The sequence below is a fragment of the Pseudomonas sp. UF-293 genome, assembly GCF_058245595.1.
Genome location: NZ_JBSICA010000010.1, coordinates 178,341 through 192,935 on the forward strand (window position 1 = coordinate 178,341; position 14,595 = coordinate 192,935).

Below are 14,595 nucleotides of genomic sequence, written 5' to 3' on the forward strand. Positions count from 1 at the left end.
GCTTCTTACTCTACGAACAATTTGATGGATTCAGGCAGGTGCGAGCTCACCGTGTGAGTGAAACCCTTGCCATCGGTAACGCCGTGTTCGACGCGTCCATCACCGCGTTGAATCGCGTAGGGATGATTCGGCATGGGCTCTCCTGTGATCTCATTGATCACTTGCATCCGATCGTTGAAATGCACCGGCATCGGCAACAGCCCGCTAAACGCAGCCCCTCCCCCACTTTGGCCGATGATCACCGTGCCCGAGCCACCGATCACGACATTGCCATGCCCACCAGTGCTATCGAGCATCGCGGCGTTCAGGCCGTTAATGAAAACAGTGCCGGAGACCGCTCCGGTGATAGGGCTGCCACACGCTGATTTATCGGTCATGCGTGCAGCAGCGAGGCCGTCGAAGAATACGTCCGGCGAGCCGGAGACAATCGGGTTGGTGCCATGACCTGGCAGTGGGCAGGCGGTTGGGTCGGTGACGCGTGCTGCGGGTTTACCACTCAATTCAAAGCTCCTTGCTTAAGGGGTGCCGGGGATGGCTGATAGATGTCGATGTCGGTCGCGGCAAAGCGCCAGCGATTGTCGACCGGGTCGAACAGAGCATGACAATGCTCCCGGCTTTCAGGTGATGTCGCGGTTTGTATGGCACGCCAGGCTTCGTTGGCTTGCCACCTCAACTCGGCAGGCGTTGCATCATCAAGTTCGTTGAGCCAGGCGTTGTAATTGCGCAGGTGATTGCGCTCGAAAGTCGATTGCAGCAAGTCGCCCATTTCCACGCCAAGGTCCAGATGATGCCTGGAGGTCCAGCGCCCCACTTCGGAGTAGACGTGCCAGCCCATCGGGATCAACGCACCGTTTTCCAACAGAGAATGGCCGGCGAGAGCGACGAAGCCGCAACAGATGTGCAGCATCAGCCAGCCTTGATGAGCGTCGATAATCGCTGTGGGATCAAAGGTTCTCAGCGCTACCACACGGTATTCGCCGAGGCCGGCGCTGCGCGACATCAACTCAGCGTCGAGCCGCGACACGAAAGCCCGAATAGCCAGGCCGCCGGTGCGCTGGGCCATGCAGAGGATTTCGACAGCCTGTCGATTCGGGTCGTCAGAAGAGCCGGTGGTTTTCACCAGACCATACAGACGCATGGACGCCTGCAGTCCGCTCATAGCTGGTCACTCATTGACGCAGCGAGGGCTCCACAGGCGCGGAGAAATTTTGCCAGATGCATTGCAGGTGTCGTCCGTGAGCGCGCAAAAATGGCGCACAGAATGCCGGACTAGAGCGGTGGCGACAACTGAATCAGCAGTAGATTGCCATCATTGTGCTCAGCCCTCGGCAAATTCGCGCAACACCTTCCCATCCATGCGATACCGCACCCATTCCTCCTGCGGTTGCGCACCGAGGGATTTGTAGAATTCGATGGCCGGAGTGTTCCAATCCAGCACACTCCATTCGAAGCGGCCGCAGTCGTTGGCGCAGGCGATTTTTGCCAGGTGGCGCAATAAGGTTTTGCCGGCGCCGCCGCCGCGCTGTTCGGGGGTGATGTAGAGGTCTTCGAGGTACAGGCAGTTGCTGCCCAGCCACGTAGAATAACTGAAGAAGAACACCGCAAAGCCGATTGGCACGCCGTCGCGCAGGCAGATCAGGCCATGGGCGGTCGCGCCTTCGCCGAACAGGCTGCGTTCGATGTCGGCGACGCTGGCGATGACTTCGTGACGGGCCTTTTCGAAATCTGCCAGTTCGGTGATGAAGGCGAGGATTTGCGGCGCATCGCTGGGGGTCGCAGGGCGGATTTCGATCGTCATGAACGGGCCTTGTGTGCAAATTAAAGCGCCATACTAAGGCGCGCAGCGGCGCTCGTCACATGGCAAACATCCTGACTTGCCCAATTTGTTGAACACCGTCGCCCTTGTGGGAGCGAGCCTGCTCGTGAAAGCATTCTGTCAGTTGAATCAACGTCTGATTGAAATGACGCCTTCGCGAGCAGGCTCGCTCCCACAGTTGATACCGCACATTCTGAAAGGATGCTTATGACCGTTAACTGTTTTGCACCCATGGAAACACTGAAGATCGGCATCGTCTGAACAGCAGACATGCGACCCCGGCGAAGACCGTTCGTCGATCATCAGGCACCAAACCGTCATCAGGGCTGACCAACCAAGTGTAAGGATTCCAATCACTGGAGAAGCCCTATGATCCTGTCAAGGTTGACCGCTTTAGTCTTCAGCGCCCTGCTCTGCCCTGCGGTGTTCGCCGCCTCTTCCACGGCAGCGGGCACTGGCCCTACCGATCCGACCCCGCCACGCGCGCCCGCCATTAACAGTGCTCCCGGTATGAATACCGATGGCTCCGGCGTGCCGCTGATCAATCAGCCGCCCGCCACCGGCACCGATCCGCGCACTCAAGGCAGCGATCCGGGCCGTCAGGGTGGCATGAACACGCCTGACTCTCCTGCCACTGCGCCTGACAATGCCGGCCCCGGTGTCGGTTCGAAAACCACCACCGGTGGCTCCGGTTCCGAAGGTGCCGGTCAGTAGTTCGCCGACGCGAGCGCCCTATTCACTCCCATGAAGAGGTAACCATGAACGTCGACAAAGACCTGGAAAAAGAAGTCCTCACCCGCCTGCTGCACGCCCATCCCAACGGCCTGGGCAAGGAGGTGCTGGACAATTACCGGGGCGAGAGAGTCGTGGCCAGCGCCCTCGCCGCCCTGCAGGATCGCGGGCTGATTCACCATGGTCATGTGACCTTGAGCGAAGCAGGCGAACACTCGCTGAACCTGCCGATCAAGCTCAGTTCTGCCGGCGTCGAAGCGGCGCGCAAACTGGATCTGCAGTAGTGCCAAGCCGCTCGCCGTCGAAGCGGCGAGCGGCCGGATCCGCAACTTGAGGAGATATCCCATGCCTCGTGGAAGCAAAGACAAATACACCAGCGAGCAGAAGCGCAAAGCCGAGCACATCGAAGACGGCTACGAGAAAAAGGGCGTGTCGAAAGATGAGGCTGAGGCGCGCGCCTGGGCGACGGTGAACAAACAGTCCGGCGGCGGCGAAAAGTCCGGTGGCTCGGGGCGCAAGAAGCCCGCCAGTGCCAAGTCGGAAGATCGCAAAGAGTCATCGCGGCGCGCGGTGTCCAGCCGCAAGGGCCATTCACGCAACAGCGAGACTTCTAAGGATACGCAGACTGTCGATAGCCTGATGAAGGAAGCCCGAGCGAAGAATATTCCGGGGCGGTCTTCAATGCGCAAGCAGGAGTTGATTGAGGCGTTGCGCAAGGCTGGCTAGAAAGACGCCCACTGTAGGAGCTGCCGAAGGCTGCGATCTTGTGCTTCTCAAGATCAGAAGATCGCAGCCTTCGGCAGCTCCTACAGAAGATTTGTATACGACTTAGATCCTATGTGGGAGCGAGCCTGCTCGCGAAGGTTTGAGGTCAGCCGCCGCAGGACTCGCGGATAAACGCATCCACCTCCGCCCTCCCCGGCGATGTAGCCGGCCCCCAGCGAGTCACCGCCAGCGCCGCCGCCGCATTCGCCCGCCGCGCCGCTTCCGCTGCATCCAGCCCCTGGGCCAATCCAGCAACAAACACCCCGGCATGCGCATCGCCGGCACCATTGCTGTCCACTGCTTTCACAGCAAATCCCGGCACCTGCCGACGTTCACTGCCCTGCTGAATCCAGCAACCCTGCGGCCCGTCGCGCACCACCATCAGCACACTTTCCGGCAGCAGTTCCGCGAGGCGATCCATCGCGACACCAATCTCATCGGCTCCGGTAAATCGCAGCGCCTCGACACTGTTGCTGGTCCACACATCGATGCGCGGCAGCAAAGCTTGAATCATCGGAGCCTCAGGCGATTCCACCAGCGGCCCTGGATCGAACACCACGTTGACCGACGCCGGCAGTGCCAGCGTCCAGTCGAGCAACGCCTGCGCCTTGCCCTCGTGCAGCAGACTGTAGCCGCTGAGATAAACGTAATCGCCGGGCTCGGCAGCCACGCTGTTCAGATCGTCCTCGGTCACCTCGCCTTCGGCGCCGATGTAGGAAATGAAACTGCGTTCAGCCGAGGCATCGGTCAGCGCCACGCACAAACCGGTATCGCGCTTGGCCGATTCGCGGATGCCGATGCTGATACCTTCCGCGTGCATCGCTTGGCGTGCCAAATCACCGAAACGTCCCGTGCCATGGCGACCGAGATAGACCACCGGCAGGCCATTACGCACCGCCGCCGCCATCACGTTGAAGCCGCCGCCGGCTTCGAAACCCGCCGATTGCGCCAACACGTCGCCGCCAATCTGCGGCAATTTATCTACGGCCATGACCAGGTCGATGATGACCTGGCCGGTGTGCAACATCTTAGGCATGAGCATTCTCGGGTTGCGCGGCGCGACGATCTTTCGCGCCGCCCAGTATCAGGTAAAGGCCACCGGCGACGACGAAGGTCACGATCCAGCCGAGGCCGTTGTGGCCCAGCCAGGAATCGGACAGAAAGCCCTTGAACCAGACGTTTTCCGCCGTGGTGCCGATGGTGGTGAAGCTGAAACCGAGGACGATGGCGATCGCCCAGGCGCCAAACGCGCGCCACTCGATGCCGCCGCGATACCAGTAGGCACTGCTCGGGCTGACGTCGAGCAGGTCTTTGGGGCTGTAGTAGTGACGGTGAATCAGGTCGACCACGAAGATCCCGACCCAGGCAGTGATCGGCACTGCCAGCAGGGAAATGAAGGTAATGAACGGGCCGTAGAAACTGTCGGCGATCAGCATGAAGTAGATCGAGCCGGCGAAGATCGCGACGATATCCACCACTACCGCGTAGACGCGTTTCACCTTCAGGCCCAGGGTCAGCGTGGTCAGGCCGGCGGAGTACACCGACAGGTTGTTCGACAGCAGCAGGCCACCGAACGCGGTGATCAGGTACGGCACGGCCATCCACGTCGGCAGCATGTCGCGGATCGCCACGATCGGGTCAGTCGCCGAAGCCAAGTCATTGTTGCCCACCGACAACAAGCCACCGAGGGTGATCAGCAGCACCAGCGGAATCCCTGCGCCGAACGCCGCCGACGCCACCAGGCGCACAGCCTTGACGCTGCGATGCTGATAGCGCGACATGTCAGCGCCAGCGTTGGCCCAGCCGATGCCAGTACCGGCGGCCATGGTGCCGATGCCGATGATCATTGCGCTCAGCGGCGCCGGCGTGGCGTTGAACACCGCACTCCAGTCGATGGTCGCGCAGAGAAAACCGCCGACGAGAATGTTCAGCGCGCCGAACACGTACGTCGCCCACTTCTGGATTACCAGCAGGGTCGCGTGGCCGAGGCCGGACACTGACAAGGTCAGCAGGACGAAGATGGCGATAAAGATCAGCGTCAGTATCGGCGCACTTTTCGCCTCGACCGGCGAGCCAAACAGGATCGAACACAGCGACAGCAGGACGAAGGCTGCGGTGGTGGTGTTGACGGTTTCCCAACCCAGACGCGACATCAGCGAAACCAGCGTCGGGCCGATGTTGCCGCGTACGCCGAAGATTGCCCGCGACAGCGTCAGACTCGGCGCGCGGCCACGACGCCCGGCAATCGAAATAATCCCGACCACGGCAAACGAACCGGCGGCACCGAGGATGGCGACGATGATCGCCTGCCAGATCGCCAGCCCGCGAAACGCCACCAGCGTGGCTCCCAGCGGCAGGCCGAGGATGGAAATATTCGCGGCGAACCAGACCCAGAACAGTTGCAGCGGATGACCGTTGCACTCGGCTTCCGGCACGGGCTCGATGCCCCGGGTTTCCAGTTGCCCGACGCTCTGCCCGGCGGTTGATGAACTCATGAAAATGCTCCTGTTTGCCTTTTTTGTGGTTGTGGCAATGATGCAAAACGACAAGACAACCGGCCTTCCGAGGCCTGTCTGTGCGATCCATTGCTGTGTGAATTCTTTAGAAATGCGCCGCCCCTTTCGCGAGCAGGCTCGCTCCCACAAGGAACTGCATTCCAATTGTGGGAGCGAGCCTGCTCGCGAAGAGGCCAGCCAGTCAACGCAAGGCCAACAGCCCCTGCACCAACGGCTCAAGCTGCAGATGATTAACAGCTTTCACCGTCTCGATCATCGGCTGCGGCCAGCACCCAAGCCCCAGGCAGGCCCCGAGCATGGCGCCGAGAATCGCCGCGATGGTATCCGTGTCGCCGCCCAGGCTGGCAGCCATGCACAGCGCTTCGAATGCCGTCATCTCGCCGATGGCCACTTGCTGGGCCAGTGCGAATGAAACCACCACCGACTCCTGCGACGCCACCGATGTACCGATCACGTCGTAGAGCAGATCGGCGAGCAGTGCTTTGTCGCTGTCGACGCTGATGCTGCGTGCCCAACTGATGCGCGAGGCCATGCGCCCTCCGGCCACCCAGTGCCCGTGGGCTTCCGCTTGCTGGGCCATCTGCTGGCCAAGGTTCAGCGCCTCGCCCAGATCGACGCCGTTGATCCCAGCGGAGACCACCGCCGCCACCGCCGCCGCACTGGAAATCCCCAGCGTGGTGTTATGCGTCACTTGGCACGCCTGCACGACCGCCGCAATGAAGCGCTGCGGATCGGCCATATTCGCGGCGATGCCGACGGGAGTAATGCGCATCGCCGCGCCATTGGTAGTGCCGTAGCGCCCGGCTTCTTCCGGCGAATGCCCGGCGAGGATCATTTCAATGGCGCGTTTGGTCGAGGGGCCGAGCAAGTCCTGCGAGCCTTTGGCCTGCATCTCGGCTTCCCATTCGATCAAGCGCTGGGCGAGGACCGCCGGTTCGATGCGGCCGTGGCCTTCGACCAATAACTCGCCGACCAGAATCGCCTGTTCGGTGTCATCGGTGATCGAGCCCTTGGGCATGTTCGCGGCGATCGGTTGCAAGGGACCTGCGTCTTGCAGATCAGTGATCTGGCCGAAGCGCGCCTTGATGGTTTCGCGATCGAGCGACTGCGTCGGCATGCCCAGCGCATCACCCAGGGCCAGACCATAGAAAGCGCCAAGCGCACGGTCGAGCGCGGTCATTTCGATTCTCCAAATTGCAGGTGCAGACGAAAATGCACCGGGTCGAGCAGGCTTTCGACCTGCTCCATGAAACGGTTCTGCCGGTCGTAGGTGGTGCGCAGGGCTTTGAGAAAAACCGTGCCGACCGGACGGCCGAGCAGCTCGGCATCTTCAGCATTCAACGGCTCGGCGCCGATCCACTGATCGCCGCGCTCGCCGATATAGCCGTAGGCGGCCAGGGTGATGGTCAGGGAGTTGTCGATCAAACCGACGCGGGGCAGGCTTTCCAGGCCGCCGTTGGCCGGCATCAAGGAGCGCTCGAGAGACACCAGCGTACCGTCGGTGGCGCGCCGGCGACGGTCGAGGGTGATGAATTGATCGGTGCCGAACCGCACCAGCAGATCCGGACGGGTCACCGCTTCGAGACGCAGCACTTCGGTATTGATCAGCGCCCCGCTGTCGGCCAGCGCCTGCGCCCAGCCGCTGCGCTGGTCGAGCGCGACACCGTCGAAGGTGACGATGGAGCCAACCCCGCTCTGCGTGGCGATGTATTTACGCCGCTTCAGTTCGGCCAGCGCTTCACGCAAGGTGCCACGGCTGACCTGGAATTCCTGAGCCAACTGATGTTCGCCGGGCAATAGAAAGCCGTCCTCCATGAGGCCGCTTTCGATGCGTCGGACGAGCTCGTCGACCACCCTTTGTTTCTTGTCGAATCGTACCTGTCTAATCATGTACAAATTGATAACCGAAACGGTCGCTGACGAGCAAGAATTATTTAAGGGAGATGACAGAAGGCAGGAATGGCGCGATCAGCTGTGGGAGCGAGCCTGCTCGCGAAGGCGGTATCCCTGACACATCAACGCTGGATGTGCCAATGCCTTCGCGGGCAGGCTCGCTCCCACAGGGAAGTGCTTGTGTCAGCGCTGTTTCAAGCGGTCAATGACCACAGCCAAAAGCAGAATCGAACCACGAATCACATACTGATAAAACGTGTCGATGTTCTTCAGGTTCATCGCGTTCTCGATGATCGCCAGAATCAACACACCGGCAATCACATGGCGGATCATGCCAATCCCGCCGCTCAGCGACACCCCGCCCAGTACGCAGGCAGAGATTACCGTCAGTTCAAAACCCTGACCAATCATCGGCTGCCCGGAAGTCATCCGCGACGCCAGAATCACACCCGCCAGCGCGCCGACCACACCGTGCACGGCGAAGATGATGATCTTGGTCCGGTCAACGTTGACGCCCGCCAGCAACGCCGCTTCCTGGTTGCCACCGATGGCCATGGTGTTGCGCCCGTAGGTGGTGTAGTTCAGCAGCCAGCCGAAGAACAGAAAGCAGACAATGGTGATCAGGATCGGCACCGGCACACCAAACAGCTGGCCATTGCCGAAGACGAAGAACGATTCCTGCGAAACGCCGACCGCTTTGCCGTTGGCAAAGATATAGGCCAGACCGCGCACGATCTGCATGGTCGCCAGCGTCGTGATCAGGGCATTGACGCGCAACTTGGCAATCACGATGCCGTTGATCAGTCCGACGATCAGGCCCATCACCAGTGCCGCGCTGACGCCGAGAAATACGCTGTTGGTGTCACGCATCACCACCGCCGCGACAACGCCGGCACAGGCGATCACTGAGCCGACCGAGAGGTCGAAGTGCCCGGATGCCAGGCAATAAAGCATGGTGCACGCGGCGATGCCGGTGGTGGAAATCGCCAGACCCAGGCCACGCATGTTCAGCGGCGAGAGGAAGTTGTCGATCAGCAGTGTGCAGGCGACAAAGATGCCGATCGCCGCCAGCAGCATGACCCAGTCATCGAGGAAGCGCCGCAGGTCCAGCGGTTTGCGCTCGGTCGGCAGGGTTTCGTTTTGCGTAGTCATCATAGTCACCTCTCAGTTCGCCACGCCGTCAGCGCGGTGGCGTGGCAAAGCCAGTTGCAGCAGGTTGGATTCATTGGCCTGGTCGCGGCTGACTTCGCCGCGCAGGGCGCCTTCGCACAGCACCAGGATGCGGTCGGAAATGCCCATCACTTCCATCAGATCGCTGGACACCACGATCACCGAAATGCCGTCGGCGGCGAGGTTATGAATGATCTGGTAGATCTCGGCCTTGGCGCCGATGTCGATGCCACGGGTCGGTTCGTCGAGCAGCAGGACTTTCATCGGCATCGACAGCCAGCGACCGAGAATGGCCTTCTGCTGGTTGCCGCCGGAAAGGAACTTGATCTGCTGGCCGGCGTGCGGAGTTTTCACTTTCAGGGCCTTGATCTGCTTGTCGGCGTTGCCCTTTTCCCACAAGCCGCGAATCAGGCAGCCGAGCCCGGAATGCGCACCACGGGCACTGATGTTGATGTTCTCGGCGACGCTGGCCAGGGGGATGATGCCTTCTTTCTTGCGATCTTCCGGGCACAGCAGAATGCCGGCGGCAATCGCGTCACGGGGCGAGCGCAGCTTCAGCTCATGACCGCGCAATTCGAGACGGCCGGCGGTGTTGCGCTCCAGGCCGCTGAGCAGGCGAAACAGCTCGGTGCGCCCTGCCCCGACCAGCCCGAACAGGCCAAGGATTTCGCCTTTGTGCGCTTCGAAACTGATCGGCTCGCGCAGGCCCGGGCCGAGCAGGCCGTCGACTTTCAACGCCACGGCGCCACGCGGGCGATGGCGGTAATCGTAGATATCCTGAATATCGCGGCCGACCATGCAGGTCACCAGTTGATCGTGGGTCAACTGGCTCATGTCATCGAAGGTACGCACGTAGCGGCCGTCCTTGAACACGGTGACGGCGTCGCAGATACGGAAGACTTCTTCCATGCGATGGGACACGTAGAGCACCACTTTGCCTTCGTCGCGCAGACGCCCGATGATCGCCATCAAGCGATCGATCTCGCGCGCCGAGAGGCTGCTGGTCGGCTCATCGAAAGCGATAACGTGGGCGCCGCGCGACAGCGCCTTGGCAATTTCCACCAATTGCCGCTGGCCCAGCGACAAGCGTCCGACCTTGGTTTGCGGATCGATTTCGTCGGCCAGGCCTTTCAGGCAATTCAAGGCTTTCTGGCGCAGCTCACCGCGATTGATCAAGCCGAAACTGGCCGGCAGATGACCGAGAAACAGGTTTTCGGCCACGGTCATTTCCGGGACCAGATGCAGTTCCTGGTGAATCACCGCGACGCCGCTGCCGATGCTGTCAGCGGTGGACTTGAACGCCATCGCCTGCTCGCCGATCTGCAGCTCGCCGCTGCTCGGAATGTAAGCACCACCGAGAATCTTCAGCAGGGTCGATTTGCCCGCGCCGTTCTCGCCCATCAGGGCATGAACCTGGCCGGGGTGGGCGACGAAGCTGATGCCGTCGAGCGCTTTCACGCCGGGAAAGGTCTTGCCGATCCCGTTGAAGCGCAGGCTGCCGCTGGCGCCGTGTTGTTCTTGTGTCTGTACTTGCGCGTGCATAAAGCCACCTCTTCACACCGAAAAACGGCCCGGCTGCCCGGGCCGTCGCTGCCTCAGTTCCACAAGCCGATTTTTTCCAGCTCTTGCTTGAAGTTTTCGCGGGTGATCAGGGTGACGTCATCCATGGCGGTGTACTTCGGCGGCTCTTTGCCGGCGGTGATCCACTCGTACATCATTTCGGCGGTCTTGTAGCCTTCGATGTGCGGGCTTGGCAGCATCGAACCGAAGAAGCCGCTGTTAGGCTTTTTCAGTTCGCCGATGGCGTCGGTGCCGTTGATGCCGATGCCGATCACGTTGCTCGCGGCAAAACCGGCCGCTTCGGTGGCACGCACGCCGCCGAGCACGGTGTTGTCGTTCATGCCGCCGATGATCAGGTTTTTCGCCGCGCTCGGCAGTTTCACCAGCGCCGAGTTGGTGGCATCCATGCTGCCCGGTACGTCGAGGGTTTTCAGTGCGGCGAAGAGGATGTGGTCCTCAGGCATGCCGGCCTTTTTCAGCGCATCGACCGAACCGTCGGTGCGCTTCTTGCCGGTGTCGAGTTCGTTGTAGGTGTTGACCACCGCGTAGGTGTCTTTCCAGTCCCAGTTACGCTTCTTCGCTTCGGCGGCCATCGCGGCGCCCTGCTTCTGGCCAACTTCAAATGCGGCCATGCCCAGGTACGGCACGTCTTCCATGAATTTGCCGTTGGCGTCGACAAAACGGTCGTCGACGGCAATCACTTTCAGATCGTTGATCTTGGCTTTGGCCATGATGGCAGGGCCCAGAGACACGTCCGGCGGGCAGATCACGAAGCCCTTGGCGCCGTTGGCGGCGAGGCTGTCGATCGCCGAGAGGGTTTTCTCGCCATCGGGCACGGCGATCTTGATCAGTTCAAAGCCTTTGTCCTTGGCGGCTTTTTCGGCAAAAGCCCATTCGGTCTGGAACCACGGTTCTTCGGCCTGCTTGACCAGAAAACCGATCTTCACCGCGTCGGCGGCGAGCAGCGCGCTGCTCAGGCTGAACGCAGTGACCGCCAGGGCAGTGCTGCACAGGGTACGAATCCCGAAACGACGTTTCATCAGATGACTCCTTGTTATTTTTTTTGAGCAAGGTTTGAAAAGCGTTGAAGCGTGTTCTCAGTGAAGCTGGTTGAAAATAGTCATATCGTATGATGATTGGATTTCAAGCGTAGTTCAGCGCTGGAAATCCGTTTCATTCAGTCGTGGTACATCACCGAGCGACCACCATCGATGGTGATGCACGAAGCGTTGATAAACGGTGCCTCATCGCTGGCCAGGAACACTGCCGTCATCGCCACTTCGATCGGCTGGCCGATGCGCTTGGGCGGATGCAGATCAAAGGCGCGCTGCCGTTCGGCGTGCGGATCGGCAAAGCCGTTCCAGTAATCGACGTTCAATTGCGTTTCGATGTAGCCCGGCGCGATGGCGTTGACGCGAATGCCCTTGGCCGCGTATTCGATGCCGAGGGCGCGGGTCAGGCCGAGCAGGCCATGCTTGGCCACCGGGTACGGGAAGCAACCGGGAATGATGTGGCTGGAATGGGTCGAGGCGATGTTGATGATGCTGCCCACACCCTGCTTGATCATCTGCGGCAGCACGGCTTTGCAGCCATACCAGGCGCCGTCCAGATCGATGGCGAAGCAACGGCGCCAGTCCTCTTCGGTCATCTGCAAAGGATCGCGGAACACATTGACCCCGGCGCAGTTGACCAGCACGTCGATGCGGCCATGCAATTCCACGGCGCGTCGGGCCAGGGCGTGCAGATCCTGCTGATTCGATACGTCAGCCTTGAGCGCTTGCACGTCATGGCCCTGATCCCGCCAGTGAGCGGCGACCTGCTCGACCTTGTCGGCCTGGATATCGCTGATGAGTAATCTGGCTTGCTGCGAGGCAAAGGCGGCGACGATCGCTTCGCCGATGCCCTGAGCGGCCCCGGTCAGCAGCACGACCTTGTTTTTCAGGCGCTCGCCTTTCGGCGGGGCCGGCACTCGCGGCAATGTCAGCGCTTCAGCCATGGCTCAGGCCTCCTGCGCGCAGGCGCAAAAAAACCGGGCATCGGTGGATGTCCGGTTCTGACGGCTGGGGAAAACAAACAGGCAAGCGTCGCCGACAGCATTAAGCCGTGACGAAAGGCGGATCCCGCTTGCGCGGGCGACAAGAATTCGCTGCATCACTTCACCTGTTTTGTTCTTTTTAAGTGTGAGTGCGTGTTACTGCTGGAGCCGACTATAAACCCGACCGCCAAATAATCTCAATATATAATTTTGCATCCCATATTTTGGGATCTAGCCAGCAAAACGCGCACAGAGTTTTCCTGCAACGTCGACGCGCATGCTCAGCACCGCGCCATCCAATGGATGGTTCAGCGGACTCTTCGCGCTGGTGATGAACAGGGTTTTCAAGTCTTCGCCACCGAACACACAACTGGTCGGGCGACTGACCGGTAGATCGATCTTGCGATCCACCTGCCCGTCCGGCGTCAGGCGCAACAGGCAACTGCCGTCCCAGCGTGCATTCCACACGTAGCCTTCGGCATCCATGGCCGAGCCGTCAGGGCCGCCGTGTTGATCGGAGGAGTAAAACACCTGTGGCGCATCAAGACTGCCGTCGGTGCGGATGAAATATCGATTGAGCGTGCTGTCGAGACTTTCACCAAACAGCAGCGAGGTGCCGTCATCGCTCCACAACAAAGTGTTGGGGATGCCCAGACCGAGCAGCAGCGGTGTCACGCGCTGATCGGGATCGATACGAAACAGGCCACCGGAACGGCGCACCAGCGGCAGATCCTCGCCGTGCTCGCCGATGTTGTTTTGCATGGTGCCCAACCACAACCGGCCCAAGGCATCGCAACGGGCTTCGTTGGGGCGGTTGCCCGGTTGCGGGTCGGCGACGCAGAACAGCGTCAACCGTGGCTCGAGGCCAGGCGAATCGAGATCCAGTCGATAGACACCGCTGCTGAGCGTAACCAACGCATCGCCGCTGGCGCAGGGAATGAAGGCGGAGATGTGTTCAGGCATCTGCCAGATCTGCACGTTCTGGCCGATCAGGCGCAACGCTTGTTTGCCAGCGATATCGACCCAGTACAACGCCTGGGTCGGCGCATCCCAGAACGGGCCTTCGCCGAGTTGCGCGCGGTGTTGGGTCAGGGCGGTGCAGGTCATCTGGAATCCTTCATGTTCTTGTTGTTTCAAAGTGGGAGCAAGCCTGCGCGCGAAAGCGGCGTGTCAGTCATTGATGATGCATCTGACCTGACGCATTCGCGAGCAGGCTCGCTCCCACAGGGGATTTTCGATCTTAGCTGGCTTTGCGGTCGGCCATGACTTTCGGGTAAAAGCGTTTTATCGCCAGATCGGCGTTGTCGATCAGGGTCATGCACGCCCACACGCCACGGGTCGAATCGCGCGCGGCGATGGCATCGGCCATGTCTTTATGAATCGGCAAGGTGCGGCGCAATTCATCGGGGTCGGCGGCGGAGACTTCGAACGACACCGCCAGCAACGCGCCGAGTGCCGGGACCATTTGTTCGATGAACTGATTATGGCTGGCAGCAAGGATGCATTCGTGGAAGGCCTGGTCGGCACGGTTGTAATCAATGCCGCTGTCGACCGCACGTTCCAGTGCGTTGAAGGCCAGTTGCACCGCTTCGATCTGCTCTGGCGTTGCGCGCTCACAGGCCCAGCGCACCGCCATTGGCTCGATGGTGCGGCGCAAATCCAGCAAGTCATCGACGAAGTTTTCCGGCAAGCCGTTGCGCGACAGCCAACCGACCACTTGCGGATCGAACAGATTCCAGCGCCGGACCGGCAACACCCGCGTGCCGACCTTCGGTCCGACCTCGAGCATGCCTTTGGCGACAAGGGTCTTGATGGCTTCGCGAATCACCGTACGGCTGACGCCGAGCTGCTCACCCAGATCCGCCTCAACCTTGATGGTCTGCCCCGGCTTGACCTGGCCAGCGGCGATCCAACTGCCCAGCCAGTCAACGGTTGACGCATGAAAGCTGCTGGACATGAACACCTCAAGGCGAATCGCGATGGGTGCTTACGCTAATCATCATACGAATAACAGTCAATCGGATTTTGCAGCTTATCCATAAACCAAATGTGGGAGCGGGCTTGCTCGCGAATGCGGCGTGTCAGTCAGCAAACTATTTGACTGAACC

Annotated in this window: 16 protein-coding genes; 3 read left to right on the forward strand and 13 right to left on the reverse strand. The window is 60.7% G+C overall.

Annotated elements, in window-relative coordinates; all coding sequences use genetic code 11:
- Window positions 1–5 precede the first annotated feature (5 nt).
- The 3 genes from AC4IHP_RS13995 to AC4IHP_RS14005 form a co-directional block, all read right to left on the reverse strand.
- Complete coding sequence (locus AC4IHP_RS13995; protein WP_076563791.1) at window positions 6–500, reverse strand: PAAR domain-containing protein; 495 nt, start codon at window positions 498–500, stop codon at window positions 6–8.
- Window positions 497–1,159 (reverse strand): hypothetical protein, encoded by a 663-nt coding sequence (locus tag AC4IHP_RS14000; RefSeq protein WP_460120701.1) that lies wholly within the window; start codon window positions 1,157–1,159, stop codon window positions 497–499. Before AC4IHP_RS14000 ends, AC4IHP_RS13995 begins: the two co-directional genes overlap by 4 nt.
- A gap of 159 nt (window positions 1,160–1,318) precedes the next feature.
- The gene (locus AC4IHP_RS14005; protein WP_490831941.1) at window positions 1,319–1,798 is read right to left on the reverse strand and encodes a GNAT family N-acetyltransferase; all 480 of its coding nucleotides are present in this window, start codon (window positions 1,796–1,798) and stop codon (window positions 1,319–1,321) included.
- A 387-nt stretch (window positions 1,799–2,185) separates the two neighbouring features.
- Here AC4IHP_RS14005 and AC4IHP_RS14010 point away from each other — a divergent pair, with 387 nt between their 5' ends.
- The 3 genes from AC4IHP_RS14010 (at window position 2,186) to AC4IHP_RS14020 (ending at window position 3,274) form a co-directional block, all read left to right on the forward strand.
- Window positions 2,186–2,530, forward strand: coding sequence for a hypothetical protein (locus tag AC4IHP_RS14010; protein ID WP_490831942.1), 345 nt, complete (start codon window positions 2,186–2,188; stop codon window positions 2,528–2,530).
- Between the two features lie 44 nt (window positions 2,531–2,574).
- On the forward strand, window positions 2,575–2,832 hold the full coding sequence (locus AC4IHP_RS14015) for a hypothetical protein (protein WP_460120706.1): 258 nt from the start codon (window positions 2,575–2,577) through the stop codon (window positions 2,830–2,832).
- Between the two features lie 61 nt (window positions 2,833–2,893).
- Window positions 2,894–3,274, forward strand: a complete 381-nt coding sequence (locus AC4IHP_RS14020; protein ID WP_490831943.1) for a Rho termination factor N-terminal domain-containing protein — start codon at window positions 2,894–2,896, stop codon at window positions 3,272–3,274.
- A gap of 145 nt (window positions 3,275–3,419) precedes the next feature.
- Here the strand turns inward: AC4IHP_RS14020 and AC4IHP_RS14025 are convergent, their stop codons facing one another.
- The 10 genes from AC4IHP_RS14025 to AC4IHP_RS14070 all read right to left on the reverse strand — a co-directional run bounded on the left by AC4IHP_RS14025 (window position 3,420) and on the right by AC4IHP_RS14070 (window position 14,444).
- Entirely contained in the window at window positions 3,420–4,349 is a 930-nt protein-coding gene (locus AC4IHP_RS14025; protein ID WP_490831944.1) for a PfkB family carbohydrate kinase, read from the reverse strand.
- Complete coding sequence (locus AC4IHP_RS14030; RefSeq protein WP_460120712.1) at window positions 4,342–5,808, reverse strand: purine-cytosine permease family protein; 1,467 nt, start codon at window positions 5,806–5,808, stop codon at window positions 4,342–4,344. The genes AC4IHP_RS14025 and AC4IHP_RS14030 overlap by 8 nt, the downstream gene beginning before the upstream one ends.
- Before the next feature lie 202 nt (window positions 5,809–6,010).
- The gene (locus AC4IHP_RS14035) at window positions 6,011–7,009 is read right to left on the reverse strand and encodes an ADP-ribosylglycohydrolase family protein (RefSeq protein WP_490831945.1); all 999 of its coding nucleotides are present in this window, start codon (window positions 7,007–7,009) and stop codon (window positions 6,011–6,013) included.
- Window positions 7,006–7,719, reverse strand: coding sequence for a GntR family transcriptional regulator (locus tag AC4IHP_RS14040; RefSeq protein WP_129997374.1), 714 nt, complete (start codon window positions 7,717–7,719; stop codon window positions 7,006–7,008). The genes AC4IHP_RS14035 and AC4IHP_RS14040 overlap by 4 nt, the downstream gene beginning before the upstream one ends.
- A 186-nt stretch (window positions 7,720–7,905) precedes the next feature.
- Window positions 7,906–8,874 (reverse strand): L-arabinose ABC transporter permease AraH, encoded by a 969-nt coding sequence (araH, locus tag AC4IHP_RS14045; RefSeq protein ID WP_490831946.1) that lies wholly within the window; start codon window positions 8,872–8,874, stop codon window positions 7,906–7,908.
- 12 nt (window positions 8,875–8,886) lie between these two features.
- Entirely contained in the window at window positions 8,887–10,434 is a 1,548-nt protein-coding gene (gene araG / locus AC4IHP_RS14050; RefSeq protein WP_236168407.1) for an L-arabinose ABC transporter ATP-binding protein AraG, read from the reverse strand.
- A 53-nt stretch (window positions 10,435–10,487) separates the two neighbouring features.
- Window positions 10,488–11,492, reverse strand: a complete 1,005-nt coding sequence (locus tag AC4IHP_RS14055; RefSeq protein ID WP_016770973.1) for a substrate-binding domain-containing protein — start codon at window positions 11,490–11,492, stop codon at window positions 10,488–10,490.
- Between the two features lie 137 nt (window positions 11,493–11,629).
- Complete coding sequence (locus AC4IHP_RS14060) at window positions 11,630–12,448, reverse strand: SDR family oxidoreductase (RefSeq protein ID WP_490831947.1); 819 nt, start codon at window positions 12,446–12,448, stop codon at window positions 11,630–11,632.
- A 270-nt stretch (window positions 12,449–12,718) separates the two neighbouring features.
- Complete coding sequence (locus AC4IHP_RS14065; protein WP_490831948.1) at window positions 12,719–13,594, reverse strand: SMP-30/gluconolactonase/LRE family protein; 876 nt, start codon at window positions 13,592–13,594, stop codon at window positions 12,719–12,721.
- Window positions 13,595–13,727: 133 nt separating this feature from the next.
- Window positions 13,728–14,444, reverse strand: a complete 717-nt coding sequence (locus AC4IHP_RS14070; RefSeq protein ID WP_039760144.1) for a FadR/GntR family transcriptional regulator — start codon at window positions 14,442–14,444, stop codon at window positions 13,728–13,730.
- Window positions 14,445–14,595: the final 151 nt, after the last annotated feature.